Origin of the sequence: Streptomyces sp. NPDC004658 (genome assembly GCF_040609555.1) — a bacterium.
In the GTDB taxonomy this organism is placed as follows: Bacteria; Actinomycetota; Actinomycetes; order Streptomycetales; family Streptomycetaceae; genus Streptomyces.
This window is the reverse complement of sequence record NZ_JBEXKG010000047.1, coordinates 23,385-38,948: the sequence shown is the minus strand read 5'-3', so window position 1 is coordinate 38,948 and position 15,564 is coordinate 23,385. Positions and strand designations below refer to the sequence as shown.

At 68.5% G+C, this 15,564-nt stretch carries 15 protein-coding genes and 1 pseudogene; 11 read left to right on the top strand and 5 right to left on the bottom strand.

Features of this window, described 5'->3' with window-relative positions; genetic code table 11:
- Positions 1 to 734 precede the first annotated feature (734 nt).
- Positions 735 to 1,234 (top strand): annotated as a pseudogene (locus ABZV94_RS18605) (transposase); the annotation flags it as partial.
- A 161-nt stretch (positions 1,235 to 1,395) separates the two neighbouring features.
- On the opposite strand, the gene ABZV94_RS18600 reads toward ABZV94_RS18605, so the two are convergent.
- Complete coding sequence (locus ABZV94_RS18600; protein ID WP_356341424.1) at positions 1,396 to 1,584, bottom strand: hypothetical protein; 189 nt, start codon at positions 1,582 to 1,584, stop codon at positions 1,396 to 1,398.
- Between the two features lie 401 nt (positions 1,585 to 1,985).
- Between ABZV94_RS18600 and ABZV94_RS18595 the strand changes: the two genes are divergently transcribed.
- On the top strand, positions 1,986 to 3,176 hold the full coding sequence (locus ABZV94_RS18595) for an FAD-dependent oxidoreductase (RefSeq protein WP_356341423.1): 1,191 nt from the start codon (positions 1,986 to 1,988) through the stop codon (positions 3,174 to 3,176).
- The gene (sigJ, locus tag ABZV94_RS18590; protein ID WP_356341422.1) at positions 3,173 to 4,063 is read left to right on the top strand and encodes an RNA polymerase sigma factor SigJ; all 891 of its coding nucleotides are present in this window, start codon (positions 3,173 to 3,175) and stop codon (positions 4,061 to 4,063) included. The genes ABZV94_RS18595 and sigJ overlap by 4 nt, the downstream gene beginning before the upstream one ends.
- A 200-nt stretch (positions 4,064 to 4,263) precedes the next feature.
- On the opposite strand, the gene ABZV94_RS18585 is transcribed toward sigJ, so the two are convergent.
- A complete protein-coding gene (locus ABZV94_RS18585) occupies positions 4,264 to 4,575 on the bottom strand; it encodes a hypothetical protein (RefSeq protein ID WP_356341420.1) in 312 nt (103 codons plus the stop codon).
- A gap of 180 nt (positions 4,576 to 4,755) precedes the next feature.
- On the opposite strand from ABZV94_RS18585, the gene ABZV94_RS18580 reads away from it, so the two are divergent.
- Both ABZV94_RS18580 and ABZV94_RS18575 read left to right on the top strand, forming a co-directional pair.
- On the top strand, positions 4,756 to 5,034 hold the full coding sequence (locus ABZV94_RS18580; protein WP_356341418.1) for a hypothetical protein: 279 nt from the start codon (positions 4,756 to 4,758) through the stop codon (positions 5,032 to 5,034).
- Positions 5,035 to 5,050: 16 nt separating this feature from the next.
- Positions 5,051 to 5,173 carry a hypothetical protein gene (locus ABZV94_RS18575; protein ID WP_356341417.1) on the top strand — a complete coding sequence of 41 codons (123 nt, stop codon included), beginning with the start codon at positions 5,051 to 5,053 and terminating at the stop codon, positions 5,171 to 5,173.
- Positions 5,174 to 5,471: 298 nt separating this feature from the next.
- On the opposite strand, the gene ABZV94_RS18570 is transcribed toward ABZV94_RS18575, so the two are convergent.
- Positions 5,472 to 7,088, bottom strand: coding sequence for a flavin monoamine oxidase family protein (locus tag ABZV94_RS18570; RefSeq protein ID WP_356341415.1), 1,617 nt, complete (start codon positions 7,086 to 7,088; stop codon positions 5,472 to 5,474).
- A gap of 186 nt (positions 7,089 to 7,274) precedes the next feature.
- On the opposite strand from ABZV94_RS18570, the gene ABZV94_RS18565 reads away from it, so the two are divergent.
- Both ABZV94_RS18565 and ABZV94_RS18560 read left to right on the top strand, forming a co-directional pair.
- Entirely contained in the window at positions 7,275 to 8,510 is a 1,236-nt protein-coding gene (locus ABZV94_RS18565) for a DUF2000 family protein (RefSeq protein ID WP_356341414.1), read from the top strand.
- Positions 8,511 to 8,517: 7 nt separating this feature from the next.
- The gene (locus ABZV94_RS18560) at positions 8,518 to 9,195 is read left to right on the top strand and encodes a TetR family transcriptional regulator (protein WP_356341412.1); all 678 of its coding nucleotides are present in this window, start codon (positions 8,518 to 8,520) and stop codon (positions 9,193 to 9,195) included.
- A gap of 91 nt (positions 9,196 to 9,286) precedes the next feature.
- On the opposite strand, the gene ABZV94_RS18555 is transcribed toward ABZV94_RS18560, so the two are convergent.
- Entirely contained in the window at positions 9,287 to 9,748 is a 462-nt protein-coding gene (locus ABZV94_RS18555; protein ID WP_356341411.1) for an Lrp/AsnC family transcriptional regulator, read from the bottom strand.
- 112 nt (positions 9,749 to 9,860) lie between these two features.
- On the opposite strand from ABZV94_RS18555, the gene ABZV94_RS18550 reads away from it, so the two are divergent.
- The 3 genes from ABZV94_RS18550 to ABZV94_RS18540 all read left to right on the top strand — a co-directional run bounded on the left by ABZV94_RS18550 (position 9,861) and on the right by ABZV94_RS18540 (position 12,830).
- Complete coding sequence (locus ABZV94_RS18550) at positions 9,861 to 11,312, top strand: aspartate aminotransferase family protein (RefSeq protein WP_356341409.1); 1,452 nt, start codon at positions 9,861 to 9,863, stop codon at positions 11,310 to 11,312.
- A 38-nt stretch (positions 11,313 to 11,350) separates the two neighbouring features.
- Complete coding sequence (paaI, locus tag ABZV94_RS18545) at positions 11,351 to 11,731, top strand: hydroxyphenylacetyl-CoA thioesterase PaaI (RefSeq protein WP_356341446.1); 381 nt, start codon at positions 11,351 to 11,353, stop codon at positions 11,729 to 11,731.
- A 352-nt stretch (positions 11,732 to 12,083) separates the two neighbouring features.
- Positions 12,084 to 12,830 carry an NADPH-dependent F420 reductase gene (locus ABZV94_RS18540; RefSeq protein WP_356341408.1) on the top strand — a complete coding sequence of 249 codons (747 nt, stop codon included), beginning with the start codon at positions 12,084 to 12,086 and terminating at the stop codon, positions 12,828 to 12,830.
- 84 nt (positions 12,831 to 12,914) lie between these two features.
- Here the strand turns inward: ABZV94_RS18540 and ABZV94_RS18535 are convergent, their stop codons facing one another.
- Entirely contained in the window at positions 12,915 to 13,094 is a 180-nt protein-coding gene (locus ABZV94_RS18535; RefSeq protein WP_356341407.1) for a hypothetical protein, read from the bottom strand.
- 1,067 nt (positions 13,095 to 14,161) lie between these two features.
- Here ABZV94_RS18535 and ABZV94_RS18530 point away from each other — a divergent pair.
- Complete coding sequence (locus tag ABZV94_RS18530) at positions 14,162 to 15,517, top strand: beta-1,3-glucanase family protein (protein ID WP_356341406.1); 1,356 nt, start codon at positions 14,162 to 14,164, stop codon at positions 15,515 to 15,517.
- Positions 15,518 to 15,564 lie beyond the last annotated feature (47 nt).

Sequence of the window (15,564 nt, the reverse complement as noted above, 5' to 3'; positions counted from 1 at the left end):
CACGCGGGCTTCGTCTTCGCAGCCGCGCCGGTCGCCTTCCCGGTGAACGCCGGACCCGCCGGCGGACGCGGTGCCGAGGCCGGCACGGCAGCGACGTCCGGGAAACCGCCCTGGAGCTCACCCCGGCTCTCGCCCTCTTCCAGCGCGTAGCCGGAAACGAAGGTGGGATCGGTCATGGCGAGCTCCCCGGGTAAGAGGAAGGCAGCGAGCTTCCGGCGCTGAAACGAACCTACGGAACAGGGCCGCGTCGCCTTGCCTGTGAGCGCACGGTGTATGACACGAAAGCGCCCTGAGCCGCGGAACACGGCCCGGGCGATCTGGACGGGTAGCGCTCCTGGGTCGGTGACCGTGCCCGTCGGCCTGTACACGGCACCGGTCCAGGGGCATGGATGTCCCCTCGATCACCGAGCGGAACGGTCTGCCCCTCGTCCGTCGGTATCTCGAGTGCCAACGTCGTCCACGACAGCCGGGCCCGGATCCCACGGTTGCAAGGTTCGGTCCCGGCGCGGCCGACGACGGCGCCAGCCGGACAACTCCACGGCGACAAGGGTTACGACCACGACCACCTGCGCCGGTGGTCACGCGGCTGTGGCATCGCACCGCGTATCGCCCGCAGGGGTATGGGCCCCGGCCAACGTTTGGCCCACACCGCTGGACGATCGAACACACCCTGGCCTGGCTCGCGGGACGCCGACGCGCCTGCACCATCGCTGCTGCACACGGAGACATCCAGTGGGAGTTCCGGCATGACGTGCTGGCGCAGGCTGTGGGACTGGAACGAGGCCGGGGTCTGGCAGCAGCTGCACGAGGCCCTGCTGGCCGAGCTGAACGCGGGACGGAAGCTCGGCTGGTCTCGCTCTGTGGTCGATTCCTTTCAGGCCAGGGCGTTAGAAGGGGGGAGCCTGCCTCTGCTGGATGCCGTCCCGCCCATTCGCGGCCGGGTTGGCCGGCCCCGCCGCAGAGCGGTGAGGCTCTACGCGGACTGCGGCTATGACCACGATCGCTACCGCAAGCAGGTCCGCGCCGGCGTCATCGTTCCGGCCGTCGCTCGGCGCGACACCGGCACGGATCCGGGTTCGGCGTCTACCGGTGGGTGGTCGAGCGGACCTTTGCCTGGCTCCACGGCTTCCGCCGACTGCGCGTGCGCTGGGAACGACGAGCAGACATCCACGAAGCATTCCTCGGACTCGCCTGCTGCCTGATCACCTACCGACAACTGAACTCATTGTGTTAGCCGCTGTCAGCCCGCCGCCACGCGTTGTGCACCCGCCGGCCGACACGGAGTCGGAGTGGCTGAGGCGGCCCGGTGCGGGGCCGACACCGATCACGCGCACGGTGAGGTGGCCAGGTCTGACGATCTGCGACATTGCGCCCCCATGATGCGCTGGTCGACGGTCAGCCTTCCTGCTCTTCGAGGTGTTCTCTTCTGGCCCGCGAAACCTGCAAGTGCTGAACACGTGCCTGCCAACCGCAACTGCAGTTCAGCTTGACTGTGCCTGACGGGATGATGTTCCTCGATCCGTCGGCGTCGATGGGCAGTTCCATCCACTCGATCGTCTCTGTGACTCGGTGGCTGCTGGGCATGCGGCAAGGGTATGGACAGAGCGGGCTGCTGCCTACCCACAGGGGCTCGCTCATGCCTCGCAAGGCAGTGGACGACCCGGAGTCCGGCGCCTATGTGCTGTCGACGTTCGAGTCGGGCGCGCGCACGCGGACCCAGGCGGGTCGGCAACGCCCCACTGCGCTGCAGTCGCCGACCTCGTGCCGCCCGGACGCGATTCGCCCAGTGCGGCCGCTCGCAACTGGACCTGCTTGTGACCGAGCGGGCCATCTGCCTTTATGGAGAACTTCGATGTTCAGCATCGGTTCCGCTGCCATCTGAGGAACCCATCGGGTGCTCGCGAAGAGCGGACACTCCGTGAGGAGGGTGACGCACATCACCTCACTGGATGTCACGTCTTCGTCGGCTCAGGTGTCTTGAGGGCATGAGCGCACACAGCAACCCCAGCAAGGTCGTGGTCATCGGCGGTGGGTACGCCGGAACGCTCGCGGCCAACCGCCTGCGGGCGCGCCCCGACGTCGACATCACGCTGGTCAATCCCCGACCCGACTTCGTCGAACGCATCCGACTGCACCAGTACGTGGCCCGTACCGGCGAGGCCACGATCGACTACGGCACACTGCTCGGCAAAGGCATCAAGCTGGTCGTCGACTGCGCCACGCGCATCGACACCACCGCCCGCACGGTACAGCTGGCCTCGGGACGCAGAGTGGACTTCGACTATGTGATCTACGCGGTCGGCAGCACCGGAGCGACACCGGCATCGGTGCCCGGTGCGGTCGAATTCGCCTACGACGTCGCGGAATGGGAGTCCGCGCGTCGGCTGCGCGACAGGCTGGACGGAGTGCCCCTCGATGCTCCGGTCACCGTCGTCGGCGGCGGGTTGACCGGCATCGAGACGGCCGCCGAGCTGGCCGAGCGGGGGCGCAGGATCACTCTGGTGTGCGGCCGAGCCCTGGCTCCGACGTTCAGCGCATCCGGCCGCCGCTACATCGCCACATGGCTCTCCCGGCACGGCGTCGCCGTACTCGAAGGCGTCTCGGTGAGCGAGGTGCGGCAGGATGCGGTCGTCCTTGCCGACGGCGGTGTGCGGCCGAGCGCGCTGACCATCTGGACGGCGGGTTTCGGCGTGCCGGATCTGGCGGCGGCGAGCGGGCTGCGCACCGACGGGCTCGGCCGGCTGCTCACGGACGAGACGCTGACCAGCGTCGACGACGACCGCGTCATCGCCGCCGGCGACGCCGCGGCACCATCGGGCCGGCCGCTGAGGATGAGCGGCTACGCCGCCGGTCCGCTCGGGGCGCGGGCGGCCGACACCGTGCTGAGCCGGATCGCGGGCACGGAGCCGGCGGTGATCGACCTGGCCTTCAGCGGAGCGTGTGTCAGCCTCGGTCGACGCGCCGGCATCCGACAGCTCGCCCGCAAGGACGACACTGCGCTGAACCTCTACATCGGGGGCCGCTTGGGTGCGGCGATCAAGGAGGTGACGTGCAAGTTCGTGGTGGCGAAGCGGATCCGCCGGGAGGCGGCCCAGCCGGGTTCCATGGGCTGGCCCAAGGGCGGCCCCCGTTCCGTGGGGGTGGCCTCCGCCGCGCGGGGGGTCGCCTCCGCGTGAACACCGACGAGCATGCCGAGCGTTTCACGCTGCTGCGACCGCTGCTGTTCACGATCGTCTACGAGATCCTCGGCTCGGCGACGGAATCCGACGACGTGCTGCAGAACAGCTACCTGCGGTGGGCCGAGGTGGACCTCGGGACGGTACGGGACACCAAGTCGTACCTGGCACAGCTGGTGACCCGGCAGGCGCTCAACGCCTTGCGGGCGAGCGCGCGTCGCCGCGAGGACTATGTCGGCCCGTGGCTGCCCGAGCCGCTGCTGCTCGATGAGAACGACGCATCCGGCGACGCACTGCTCGCCGAATCGGTGTCGATGGCGATGCTCGTGCTGCTCGAATCGCTCACACCTGACGAGCGTGCGGTGTTCGTGCTGCGCGAGGTGTTCGGCTTCGAGTTCCGCGACATCGCCACAGCGGTGGGCAAACCCGTGGCGACGGTGCGCCAGGTGGCGCACCGCGCCCGCGAGCATGTACGGGCGCGACGCAAACGTTTCGCACCCGTCGACGCCGCCACGACCGCGCGGATCACCGAGCAGTTCATGACCGCGGCCTCCACCGGCGACCTGGACGGACTGCTCTCGCTGCTCGCGCCGGACGTCACCTGGACCGCCGACAGCGGCGGCAAGACCACCGCGGCGCGCCGGCCGGTGGTGGGCGCGCAGAAGGTGGCCGCGGTCCTCATGAGCCTGTTCCGCCCGGACCGGCTGGCGGACCTGCGGGTGGAGAGGGTCAACTGCAACAACACGCCCGCCATCGCTTTCAGCAGTGAGCGCCTGGAAGGTGTCTTCCTGATCGACATCGCCGACGGGAAGATCACGGACTTCTACGCCATCCGCAACCCGGACAAACTTCTCGCGGTGACGGTCGCGCGTCAGATCAGCCGGTAGCAGTCGGCGGCAAGCAGGCCTCCGTCGCGCGTCGCGGTCACCGGGGAGGGGCAGGGGACGAGGAGTTGAGGTTGACCAACACGCAGGCAGTGATCGCTGTCTCGCCTTCAGCGTTCTGGATGGAAGCGACGAGCGGCTCCCGGGAAGGAGATGTCTTCCCGGGAGCCGCTCGTGTTCCGGGTGCGCGCTCTGGTGGCCGTTCAGTACCTGGTCAGGTCTACGACCACATCGCACAGGGGATCGTCGGTCGGCTTCTGGTCATGCTCGTTGTCGAGGTAGCCGGATGTGATTCCGGCGAGCAGGCCGGGGCCGGTGTGGCTGATGATCACGTCGACGCCGTAGGTGAGGGTTCCGCCGGGCCCCGTGAGGTACAGCCGCATACGGTCGCTGCCGGTGATCATCAGCCCCTTGAAGACGGGGAGTTCCGGCGTGTGATGGGCGACCAGGGCTCGGACGATTCCGGGCAGACGCTCGAAGACCCCTTGGTGAGGGTATTGGCCTGGAGCTGTCACAGCTTGCTCTGGTCCTGAGTCTTGCCTGAGTACTGAACGATGACCACGATCTTCACCATCCTGGGCCGGGGTACGCCGGTCTCAAACGCTACCCCGCCGTACACGAGGCGGCCGTGACCTTCGTCCTTCGGGTGCTCGTTGACGACCCCGCGACCGTTCGAACGCGCCCACGCTGCGCCCATGCCCGGGCAGGTGGGCGGCGGAGCGGTGATGCTGATCCCGCACGGCGAGCCGGGCGCGGACGAGAGCGTGCTCCCGCCGGACTACCAGCGCATCATCGCCGCCGCGCGGCAGGCCGCCGGACCGGCCACGGCCCGCGAGGTCGGCGAAGCGGTGGGGGCGGACGCCAGTGTGCGAGCCAAGCCGGAACCACTGCGCAGCAAGCTGGTCGGACTCGTCGGTCGCGGCTGGCTCCGGAAACTGTCCGACGTCCCGATTCACCACCCACCTGTGACTTGATCTGCCGCCTGCCCGCTTGCCGTCCCGGCTGCGCACCGGAAGCCTGTTGTTCCTGCGCCCCTCGGACGACAGCGCCGACTACGCCGCCATCGTGGACCGATGGGTCGCCGCCACCTCGGAACTGGACCAACAGGTCTGACCCCAGGCCGACTTCGGCTGGCCCTGGACGACGACGTGGTCGATCCGCCCCTTCCCGCCGGCCGGATACGGCGACGCCGGCGTCGTTGCGACCGTATCCGATCAGCTCCGCGGTCCACGCCGACGACTGCCGTACCCGCGTAAGACCCCACCCTGGCCGGTGCCACCTCAGCGAAGCGATCCACTGACGGCAAGGCGGTCATAGAGCCGCACGTCACGCAGTGTCCGACCCGTACGTGGGGAGCGGCGAACCGTACCGCAAGACGCTGCCCTGCGGGCGACCGGGCCGCGAGGGCGTATCAGGAGGCGAGCACGCGCTGGTGCAGCTCGGTGACGACCTTGCGGGCAGAGGAGATCGCGCCGTGCTGCCAGGCATCCAGATAGCTGAGGTAGTCACCGGCGAAGTACACGTGCCCTTGGGCCGTGTTGAGCGGCGCGTACGCCGGTGCGTCGGGGCCGCCGGGCATGGAGTGCCAGGCGCCTTCGAGGTAGGGGACGAGCTTCCACTGGTGGGAGTAGGACGCGGCGAGTTCGCTGCGGTACTTGCCGCCGTGGATCTTGACGCCCTGGTCAAGGGCGCGTTCCAGACGCTGGGCCGGGGTGAGGGCCGAGTACACCTCGGAGTGGGCGCCTGTGTTGTAGTAGCCGATGATCAGCCCGCGCTCGCCAAGGTGCCCGTAGGACGGGTACCAGATGTGATCGAGGTCCAGGTCGGTCTCGGTGATGCCGCCGAAGATCCTGAAATCCCTCTCCCACCAGCGGCTCTTGTACTCGAGGCCGATCTTGGAGGCGTAGGACGGTTTCACCGCCCGCAGGGCGGTCTGCACGGCGGTGCCGAGGTTGTGCGAGGTCTTGGCCAGGATGTGCGGGGCGAGGGTGGCGATGCAGTAGTCGGCCGTGATGGTGCGGGTACGGCCGTTCTGGGTGTAGGTGATCAGCACGCCGTCGGAGGTGTTCTTGATGTCGGTGACGGGTGCGCCGGTGCGGATCTTCTCCTCGCCTATGGCGCGGGCGAACGCCATCGGTATCCGGTCCATGCCGCCGACGGGCTGGAACATCAGCATCGCCTGGTCGTAGCCGAACTCGAAGGAGAAGTAGCGGCCCACGTTGGAGGCGAACACATCGGAGAGCGACGGTACGTCGCCGAGTTCCTCGCCGGGGGTGCCGGCGGCGCCCGGGGCGACGCTGAAGCCGCGGTGTTCGGTCCCTGTGTACCTGTAGTCGGAGCCGAGCGAGCCGTAGCTCTTGAGGAAGGTGAGCAGCCGTTCCTTGTCGTCCGCCGTCAACTCGGCATCCAGTGCACCGGAGTTGGTGGCCTTGGACAGCAATTCGGAGACGTAGCCGTAGACGTCGGCCTTGGCGGTGCGGTACTGGACCGGCGCCTTCATGCCGGTGGTCTCGTTGTAGATGAGCGCGCCGGCATTGGTGTTGGTGAAGACCTCGATGGGCACGCCGAGCTCGCGGCAGTAGTCGAGGGTGACCATCCACTGGGCGAGGCGTGCGGGGCCGGCGTTCATGTACTGGCCCTTGCTGAATCCCGCGGTCTGGCTGACACCGTTGATGTCGGTCAGCCGGTCGCCGCCGCGGACGGTGAGGTTGCGGCCTCCGACGCGATCGCGTGCTTCGAGGACCGTACAGTCGTAGCCGGCCTTGCCGAGTTCGTAGGCGGAGGTGAGACCGGCGATGCCGCCGCCGATGACGACGACCTTGGGGGGCCTGCCCTGACGGCCCTGGAGGGTGAAGTCGCCGTGCCTGGGGGCGCGGAACGGTGCTTCCTTCTCCGCTGCGTAGGCGGCGGTGGGGGCGAGGCCGAGCGCCCCCATCGTGGCGAACATGGCGCCGGCGCCGCCGGTCACACCCACACTGCGCAGGAACGCGCGTCGGCTTGTTCCCGTCCCGACTTGAGGCTCTGCCATGGAGGGGCTCCCCTTCCGATCTTGGACGACGGGGGAAGCGTGCCAATGGACCGTTACGGCGTACGACGCATTCGTGTATCCTGCACGTTTCTGCGGGCGCAGAGCCGAAGAGACATCGACGCGCGGGGGCGAAGGCACCCCCGACCGGCTGTGAGCCCAATGGGGCTGTTGGCAGGCTGAGTCGGGATGAAGCCTGGTCGCCCTTGGGGTCGACGAGCCGGTCAGCGTCTTCCACCTGCGCGAGACAGTGACGAGGCGTACGTCGTCGGGCTGCGCAACCGGATCCTCGGGGAGAGCGCCCTGGCACAGCACAAGTTCGACTGGCTGCCGGGAGATCCCGGAGCAGGCGGCTTGCGAGTCACACTGCACCTGCTCGGCGCCGAGCTGAAGGACGCCGACGGCCGGACGCACACCGGCACCTACACGACCGGCCTGCCCGTCCTGCGCGCCGACCGCGAGGAACTCGGCCGGATCTGTGCCCCTGCCGTCGAGCGGGGCCTGGGCTTGTGCGAGTTTCCGGCGGTCGCCCGGACGACCAACAGCTACGACGACCTCACCGAGCCGGTCGCCCCGCTGCCGACCGAGAGCTGGAGCGGGCCGCCATCGCGGTGTACGGCACCCGCAAGGACATCAACAGCCTCACGGGCAGCTTGCTGCTGCGCTGAGCGACGTGGTCGGTCGGCATGTGTCACTCGTCCGGCATCAGCCGCTCGGCCAATGCCTCGGCCGAGGGCCCGGCAGTGGTCGGTGGTGTCGCCCGTGTCGATGGCCGCGCTCGCCGGGACCGTGGTGGCGGGGCGAGGGCCGGATGGGCGCTGCTGCGGGCGCACCGTCGCGCGGTCGGCCAGGACCGCGAGTGGCGAGCGCAGGAAGAGACCAGAGCGCGGGAGTTGTCGATGGCCGAGGTCGACGCGCTGTCGTGGCAGGCAGCCACCGATCACCATGACGAGACAGCCTTCAGGGGACCGCTTTCCGATCGCGCAAAGATTGCGCGATCCTCGCCATCAATGGCATGCCATGCCACTGGCTGCTCCGTTTGACCGGCATCTTGGCATCGCGTGCGGTGCGCTCGTGGCTAGTCTGCCTCTTGTCGACGTGCCCGTCACGAAGTCCGGAGACGCTGATGCCCGACGAGCCGGTACTCGCGCAGAACACGAACAACCGAGACACGGCTCGCTGGGTACGGGCAGCGTTCCGTGGCGGCTGCGAGCAGTCCGTCACCAGCGTCCTCTCCTGCCCGAAGTGGAGCGTGAGGCTCTTTCAGGTCCCCGAAACGGGGCCGTTGCCCGACAAAGAAGGTTCCACATCCGCGTACTACGGGCGCCTGACGACATCGAAGCGACCGTCCTGCAGAGCAAGACGAACAACGCCGCATTCCGTCGACGCGGCCACCTCTTCTTAGACACCTCTTCCCAGAAATGAGGCAGCTGTGACCGGGCCCGCAGTTCGGCCGAAGGGTAAGTCGCCGCACGCACACGTGCCTTACGGGGAGGGTCGGAGCGCCCTCCTGGACGCCGCGGTCCGCCTAGCGGCTGCCAGGGGACTGCGCCATCTCACATACCGGGCAGTGGCGGAAGAAGCCAGTGTGTCCCACGGTCTCGTCGTACACCACTTCGGCTCGCGCGACGCGCTGATCGAGCAGACCGCGGCTCACATGATCCACGCCCAGGCGCTCGAGCCTCGGGGAGACGATTCCGCGCCTCTTGCAACCCTCCTCTCCGAGTTGGCCGGCGCGGATCCGGACACGCGCGCCTTCCGGTACGAGTTGATGCTCGAATCGCGTCGACGGCCGGATCTGAGGCCGCACATGCGAATCCTGTACGACAGATACGCCGACGCGACCGGCCGGGAGCTCAATCGCATACTGCCCAACGGCGCTCCCCGCGCGCTGAATCGCCTTGTTCTCGCAGCGCTCGATGGCCTCGCTCTGCACAAACTCGTTCTCGGCGAGCCCGACACAGTCGATGAGGCCGGCGTGGCTGAATTGAGGTATCTGCTGAGCCTTCTCGGCGCGGACAGCGGCAACATGGACACGTCCGATGGCGAGCGCGGTGACACTCATGCAACCGGGCAACCTCCGCCAGAAGGTGGCACGGGCGTCGCCTGACTGCTCCACACGCCCACCCTCCGCCCGGCCTACCCAGGCCGGGCGGCACGGGCGCAAACAGCGGCGCCTTGGCAGTCTCCGGGCGACGAGATCACAAAGCCGGTACGGGCAGCCCCGGGGTGCTCTTCACCGTCTTCATGGTGAACTGCGAGTTGGTTCGGGCCACTCCGGGCAGACCGGTGAGCTGGGTCATGTAGAAGCGCTCGTACTTCTCGATGTCGGGTACCGCGACCCACAGGACGTAGTCAGGCTGTCCGAACAGGCGCAGGCAGTGCACCACCTCATCAAGATCCGCAATCGCGGCCTCGAACGCCTCGATCGTGCCTCTGTCCTGCACTGCCATTTCCACATGTACGAGCACGTGGAACCCGCGGCCGATGGCGGCCGGATCGACCGACGCGTGGTAGCCCGTGATCACACCGCTGCTCTCGAGCTGTCGCACTCTGCGCAGGCACGGTGACGGGGAGAGGCCCACGAGGTCAGCCAACTCGGTGTTGGGGAGACGCCCGTCCGTCATCAGGTGCGCAAGAATTGCTCGATCTGTCTTATCCATGGAATCCCATGCTAATGGAACGGGATCCCAGAGGCATCTTTGGCATCCCGTGCGGCGGCTTCGTGGCTACCATGACCTCACCGATAAACCCGCCACGTACCCGGAGACATCCATGTCCGACCAGCCCATACTCGGTCTGAGCAGGGCCGACAGGGAAACCGCCGACCGACTGTTGAGCGGCTTCTTCGAGGATTACGAGCGGTCCATCCCGGAGCGCCCGCTGGTGCCTGAGGTCGACCGCGATGTCCTCGCCGGCCTGCTGGCGACGCCGTTCCCCGACAAAGGTCTCGGGGTCGAGGGCCTCTTCCGGGAGATCGACCAGAAGATCCTCCCGAACTCCACCACCGTGGCTCACCCTCGATTCCTCGCCTATGTGCTCGGCCCTCCCAATGGCATCGCGCCATACGCCGAGGCCATCGCCGCCACCATCAACCAGAACTGCAACTTCTGGCAGCTCTCGCCGGCCGCGAGTGTGGTCGAGCGGTCCGTGATCACCTGGCTGGGCGGGCTCTTCGGCTACGACGAGCGGGCGGGTGGCATCCTCACCGGCGGTGGCTCGATCGCCACGCTGAACGCCTTGACCACGGCACTGCACGCACGTCGCCCCGACTTTCGCGAGCAGGGCCTGCAGACCGCGGCACCGCGGCTGGTGCTCTACACCTCCGTCGAGGCTCACCGGTGTGTCGACAAGGCGGCTGCTCTGCTGGGCATCGGCACGGACAACGTCCGCCACATCCCCACCGATGGCCAGTACCGCATGCGCGTCGACGCCTTGGAGGAGGCCATCCGCGTCGACCGCGCGGCCGGCAGGGAACCGTTCTGCGTCGTCGCCACCCCAGGGACGGTCACCAGCGGCTCCATCGACCCGATCGGCGACATCGCGGATGTGTGCGAGCGGGAGGACCTGTGGCTCCACCTCGACGGTGCGTACGGCGCGCTGTTCGTGTTGTCCGAACGCAAACGCCAGGCATTCGCCGCGTGCGCCCGGGCGGACTCCATCGCCCTGGATCCGCACAAGCTGCTCTTCACCCCCCTTGAGGCGGGCTGTCTACTGGTCCGGGACCGCGGCCTGCTGGCGAAGGCGTACGCGTTCTCCTCCTCGTACCTCACCGTCGAGGAGGACCCGCTGATGCTCGACTACATGGACTACGGCCCCCAGCTCTCGCGCGGCTTCAAGGCTCTCAAGGTCTGGAGCGCCTTGCAGACCTTCGGCGTCGACGCCTTTCGCCAGGCGGTGGATCACACCCTCGACCTCGCGCGTTACATGGCCGATCTCATCGAGGCGACCGAGTGGCTGGAGCTTATGGCGCCCGTGTCGCTGACTGCCGTCTGCTTCCGGATCAAGGGCGCGTCCGACGCCGATCACGCCGCCGTACTCGCCGAGCTGATCGAGGAAGGCACCGCGCTCCTCGGCCCGGCTCGCCTGGACGGTCGCCAGGGGATGCGGGCGTGCGTGACCAACTACCGCACCACCCGAGCCGACATCGAGCTGATCGTCGACCGCCTGACCGACATCGCCCGCAGTCGCAGGCCCGTTCCCACGATCCTGGAGGCAGCCCAGTGACAACCGGTCCCGACGCGCACACCGGCCCCGCGCACGCGATGTTCGACGCCGACATCGCCTCCCGAGGCCTGGGCATCGAGCTCATCGAGGCGGGGGGTGGATCGGCGGTGGTCCGGATGACCGTGACCGCGGCCATGGTCAACGGCCACGGCATCGCCCACGGCGGCTACATCTTCACCCTCGCCGACACGGCGTTCGCCTGCGCCTGCAACAGCCACGGTCCGACCACCGTGGCCTCCGGCGCCGACATCTCCTTCACAGCCCCCGCCAAGGCAGGGGATGTTCTGACGGCGATCGCCCATGAGCGCACCCGGTACGGACGAAGCGGAATCTACGACGTGACGGTCGTGCGGGGCGAGACGATCGTCGCTGAGTTCCGTGGACGCAGCCGTGTCGTCGGGGGCGCCCCCTGGCGGTGACTGCCGACCGCCCCTGCCCAGACCGGTACGAAGCCTGCGCGTACCGATCCCGGCCAGGAGACGGAGGGATCGAGCGGCTGTCGATCGCTTCAACGCGCGCCACTCTCGTTCGAGAGCAGCAGGCTGAGATCGGCCGGCGGCACGCTGCCCTCGGTGGAGACCCGTGCTCCAGGGCGACCGTCAGGCCCTGGACCAGCCGGAGCGGGGCGAGCGAGCAGGCGGACCGCTCGGACAAGCGGGCGGTTACCAACCACCTTCTCCTGGGTCCCGAAGTGGCGCAGGGACGGCAAGTCAGCAGTGTCCGCACCTTCTACGGGCCGCGGACGCGGCCACTACACCGAACGGAGCATCCGTGAACAGAACCCTTGGACTCATCGGCAGCGGCATGATCGGCGGGACCCTGGCCCGCTTGGCCGTCAACGCCGGCTGGAAGGTCGTACTCAGCAACTCGCGGGGTCCCGACACCCTGGCCGACCTCGTAGCCGAGCTGGGCGCCAATGCCAGAGCCGCGACACCGGCGGAAGCGGCGCGTGCCGGGGACATCGTCGTGGTGACGGTACCGCTGCATGCCTACGACAAGCTGCCGGCCGCCGAGCTGACGGGGAAAACCGTCATCGACACGCTCAACTACTACCCGGAGCGCGACGGGCGCATCGCGGCCCTGGACAATGACGAGCTGACCTCCAGCGAGCTCGTACAGCGGCACCTTTCCGGTGCCCGTGTGGTCAAGGCGTTCAACAGCATCGGCGCCAAGCAGCTCGCCTCGCTGGCCCGCCCGGCCGGCTCCCCGGAGCGCAGCGGTCTGCCCATCGCGGGCGACGACGCGGATGCCAAGAAGGAGGCGGCGGAGCTGCTGGACGCGCTCGGCTACGACGCCGTGGACGTCGCTCCGCTCGCCGAGAGCTGGCGGAGCGGTCCCAACACTCCGCTGTACTGCTACCCGTACGTGGGCGACATGCCGACCGGACTGACCCCCGAGGAACTCATGCTGTGGTTCTTCGAGACACCGGGAGTACCAGTGCCCGCCGAGCGGGTGCGCGAACTGGCCGCGTGCGCCGTGCGCGGCCCTGCGGGTGCTTCGTTGGGCGTCGCGCAGTAGCGGTCACGCTCCCGGGTGGTGCCCGGCTCGGAAACACGTATGGGCCGCTGTACGAAAGGCCAACGGCGCCTGCGGAGCGCCCGCTCACTGGGCAGCCTCGACCAGCACGGCGACCTCGGCCGGTCGGCCACCCGGAACCCGCCGTGGGGCGACCGCCCGGTTCGGCGGATGGAACAGGATGCGCCGGCCGGGCACCATCACCGACCACCGCACACCATCGACGCGCCCCACCATCCCCTCCACGGCCGTCAGCGTGCGCCCCACGCCCTCAGCCTGACCGACTCGCCCCGCGGCATCGGTTCGCCAGCGCCTGGCGCAGCACCGCCCGCCCAAAGAGGGGATCCTGGCAGGCAACCGCCAGCGACAGCGCCCGCGCCCGCAGCGTCGCCGGACCGGCCACACTCTGGTGCCGCAGCAGATTGGCATGCAGCATCGGAAGCGGCCCGCACCAGATGCAGCCGTAACCGTGCCGCCTTGCCGCCCCCGGGCGGGAACCACCCCAGCAGTTGCTCCCAGTCCTCTGCCCCCAGCCCCGCGCCGGCGCCAGCAGCGATCAGCTGCTTCAGCGCACCCGTTGCCCGCAGATCCAGGTCGAACCGGTCGGCCAGCTGCGCCAGCATGTCCGCCTGGCCCACACCGGATTCGGTTGTCCGCACGGACATCGACGTTGCTCAGGCTCGTCGGCGGAGCGCAGGGCTTGCCTGCGCGACCTGGACGCGATCCACCTCCACGACCGCCTCGAAGAGAACGCATCGGACGCACTGGTGGGTTACGACGTGGTGATCGACGTCGCGGGGGTCCCCAGCACCCCTAAACAAGTTGAACGACAACGGACGGTACGTGGCTGTCGGCGTGGTCGCAGGGCAGCCGCCGACGGACTTCGGCATGCGGCTGATGGGCGCCTTCCGAGAGTCGTTGACGTTCGCCACGCTCAGCGCCGACACCGTGCCCGGCCCCGACCGGCAGGCCGTCCGGTCGTCCCCGTTCGCCGATGGGGTGCCGTCCAGCGCGGGGGAGTGGCAGGCCCAAGCGCTGCCGCCGGCGCCCGCGGCCTGTTGCCATCACGGGAAGAACCCTGCGCCCCGCCGTCGGCAGACCCGCAATCAGGCGGGCCCGCCACATCGGAGGAGGCGCCCGGCCCACGGCCACCGTCTCCGCCGCCATGCGTTCATCCTCCGAACACCAAGCCGCTCGATGGATTGATTACTGAACAACCTATTGACTGTCGAATGGCTGCTTGCGAGCATCACCTCGCTACCGAAGCTCCCGGACAATCCGCGCGTGGCTCCGCCACGACCCCCACCCGGACGAGGAGTTCATCTGTGTCAGTCATGGCATCGACTCATCGCTCGTACAGCCGTCTTCGGCGCCGCCCCTCCCTCACCCTCGCGCTCCTGATGGCCCTGGTCGCCGCCCTCGGCCTCACCGTCATGGCGCAGCCGCCCGCCCACGCGGCCGGCACCCTTCTCTCCCAGGACAGGCCCACGACCGCCTCCTCCACCGAGAACGCCGCCTTCAGCGCCTCGCAAGCCGTGGACGGCAACGAACAGACCCGCTGGTCCAGCGCGTTCACGGACCCGCAGTGGATACAGGTGGACCTCGGGGCGCAGAAGACCATCACCCAGGTGACCCTGCACTGGGAGGCCGCCTACGCCAAGGCCTTCGCCCTGCAGACCGCCACGAGTGAGAACGGTCCCTGGACGACCGTCTATTCGACCACCACGGGCGCAGGCGGCGTACAGGACCTGAACGTCAACGCCACGGGCCGTTACGTCCGGATGTACGGTACCCAGCGCGCCACTCAGTACGGCTACTCGCTCTACGAGTTCCAGGTCTACGGCAGCGGGAGCGGCGGATCCGACCCCTCGGGCGACTTCTGGGGGACGACCGACGACATCCCGGCGTCGTCGGCCGTCATGAAGGTGAAGGTGCTCAACCGGACCAACGGCGCCTACCCCGACAGCCAGGTGTACTGGGACTACAACGGCGAGGTGCACTCCATCGCCGAGCGGCCCTACGTCGACATCGTCGCCGGCCCCGCCCAGCGCATGTACTTCTACGTCGGCGCCCCCAAGGGCCAGTACTACGACTTCATCGAGTTCACCACCGGAACGTCCAGCTTCAACGGGAACACCACCCGCGTGGACGCCTGGGGTCTGCCGCTGGCCATTCGACTCCACTCGCACAGCGGCCAGGAGATCCAGCTCGGTGACACCCAGGACCTGTTCACCATGAGCCGCGACCAGGTGTTCCAGAACTTCCGGGACTCCGTACCGCAGCCGTTCAAGGTGCTGGCCCAGACGCAGGCTCCCTACCGGATCATCGCTCCGGGCAGCGACCCGAGCTTCCGCGCGGGCGGCGCGAACGCCAACTACTTCACCTCGTACGCGAACTCGGTCGGCGTCAACGAGTCGACGTCGAACATCTTCGGGTGCGCCGGTTCCCTCGCCGCGAACGCGAGCCTGTGCGCGGCGCTGAACCGGCACACGGCGAACCTGCCCGCAAGCCAGCAGCAGGACCCGTCGAAGTTCTACTCCGGTGACCCGGCCAACTGGTACGCCAAGTACTGGCACGACCACGGCATCAACCACCTGGCCTACGGCTTCCCGTACGACGACGTCGCCGGGCAGGCCGCGTACGCCAGCATGGACAAGCCACAGTGGATGGAAGTAGCTGTGGGCTACTAGGTCGTGTCCGCAATGTCAGGGGAGCCAGAGTCGTAGGCAGGCGAGGG

Coding starts and splice junctions, on each gene's coding strand:
- ABZV94_RS18600 (WP_356341424.1), bottom strand. CDS start 1,584: ATGCCCAGCAGCCACCGAGTCACAGAGACGATCGAGTGGATGGAACTG.
- ABZV94_RS18595 (WP_356341423.1), top strand. CDS start 1,986: ATGAGCGCACACAGCAACCCCAGCAAGGTCGTGGTCATCGGCGGTGGG.
- ABZV94_RS18580 (WP_356341418.1), top strand. CDS start 4,756: ATGCCCGGGCAGGTGGGCGGCGGAGCGGTGATGCTGATCCCGCACGGC.
- ABZV94_RS18570 (WP_356341415.1), bottom strand. CDS start 7,088: ATGGCAGAGCCTCAAGTCGGGACGGGAACAAGCCGACGCGCGTTCCTG.
- ABZV94_RS18565 (WP_356341414.1), top strand. CDS start 7,275: ATGAAGCCTGGTCGCCCTTGGGGTCGACGAGCCGGTCAGCGTCTTCCA.
- ABZV94_RS18555 (WP_356341411.1), bottom strand. CDS start 9,748: ATGGATAAGACAGATCGAGCAATTCTTGCGCACCTGATGACGGACGGG.
- ABZV94_RS18550 (WP_356341409.1), top strand. CDS start 9,861: ATGTCCGACCAGCCCATACTCGGTCTGAGCAGGGCCGACAGGGAAACC.
- paaI (WP_356341446.1), top strand. CDS start 11,351: ATGTTCGACGCCGACATCGCCTCCCGAGGCCTGGGCATCGAGCTCATC.
- ABZV94_RS18530 (WP_356341406.1), top strand. CDS start 14,162: ATGGCATCGACTCATCGCTCGTACAGCCGTCTTCGGCGCCGCCCCTCC.